General features: G+C 46.2%; 1 protein-coding gene. It reads right to left on the bottom strand.

What is annotated here, in order from left to right:
* Positions 1–211: 211 nt before the first annotated feature.
* The gene (locus BOW06_RS12805; RefSeq protein WP_179116181.1) at positions 212–1,108 is read right to left on the bottom strand and encodes a DDE-type integrase/transposase/recombinase; all 897 of its coding nucleotides are present in this window, start codon (positions 1,106–1,108) and stop codon (positions 212–214) included.
* Positions 1,109–1,521 lie beyond the last annotated feature (413 nt).

The raw sequence follows: 1,521 nt of genomic DNA, 5'->3' as shown, positions 1-1,521 counted from the left end.
TCGTTTTACGCGACACGTCGACAGTCCTATAGAAATGGGTGTCACGATGATGATCAGAACGAGGCCGACGCCTATCCATTTGACGACGTTCAAGTGACACCGTATGTTCTCTACATCCAGAGAATGTCTCTCTAACTCTCGATCGAATTGGCCGACGAATGGCGTATCACTCGTCATCGTGTTTACCCCTCGAGTCGACATTCCCTCTCTCTTATAAACTCTGATAGTTTTTGACTTCCGATTCCGGGATCCACGAATCGTACTTTTGAGGCCAGTGAAGCCAGCGAACCAAAACTTGTTTCCGGGCACCCTTTCCTTTTCTTCTCAATATCTTTTCGATTTTGTAAGGAGTGTTTTCGTCCACGCGTACGGACTGTAGTTCGGCTTCGTAGAACGTACCCTCAACATTTTCACCGTTCCAGTCTTCTAATTTGTACACGGGGATGCCTTCTCGGTGGTATCTGTTTTCGACTTTGAATATTTCCCCCGTCCATTTTTGAGAGTACTCGCGATCGAAGATGCCTCTCACGTGCGAAATACGCACCGTATCCCCGACGTCGTACTTGAACTTCGAATTGCGGAAAGGTTTAGGTTTTCTTATGAGATACTGACGGAACCGAGATTCGCTCTCGTTTTTCTCGTTGATAGAGTTGGGTGTGTCGCGTAGCGACCTATGTATCGTGTTGTTATAACTCTTCACGACGTCCTGCAACACGTCGACGTAACGGTAACTCTGTTTTTTCATGACGTAACGCAACAGTTTCTGTTTGATCGTTTTGATGACACGTTCGGCATAATTGGCCTTGGTCTCGTTATGAGAAACGATGTGATGAATCCCCTTTTCTCGTAACAGTTTCCCGACCTCGTTATTAACGAATTCTTTCCCTTTGTCCGTACGTAGCGTGTATTTGGGTTGTCTACCTTCTTCGAAAATATTTCTCAAGGCCTTTGCCACTTCCGTACCGGTCTTGTTTTTGATGGGTCTACACCAGAGTTTGCGTGAAAAGATGTCGATGGCCACCAGCACGAAATTGATGCCGTCGTTGTCTTTAGAGAGACTAGTCATGTCCATCAGATCCGAGTCCCACTGACTGTCGAGTCCTTCCACGATCACTCTCGACCTGGTAAAACGTCTTCTAGCACCCCGAGTTAAAGAGTACGTTTCCCGATCTTGTAACCATTTTCTTATACGTTCTTTTCTTATACGATATCTGCCTTCGGACTTTACCGTTCTGTAAAGTTTGTCTGGGCCACCGAAACTAGCAGGGTGTTTGGGATCAAAGTAAATCGAATTCAAATAATTTTCCCAATCCGACATCTCGCGTTTTCGGTCTCGATTGTCTGACACTCCTTCTTATAGACTGATCCATTTCCGTTTCTTTTCCACTTTTATCCCCGTGCGTTCGGGGATACCCGGAGGTAAACCCAAGTGACCATCCAGATGCGTTTTCAGTCTCTCGGTGTTTCCGATGAGACTTCTCGGTACGTTGATTTCTCGCAGACCTCGATAGAATCCTTCCG

Source organism: Solemya velum gill symbiont (assembly GCF_002020255.1).
Classification (GTDB): domain Bacteria; phylum Pseudomonadota; class Gammaproteobacteria; order Chromatiales; family Chromatiaceae.
This window is presented reverse-complemented; position numbering and strand designations above follow the sequence as displayed.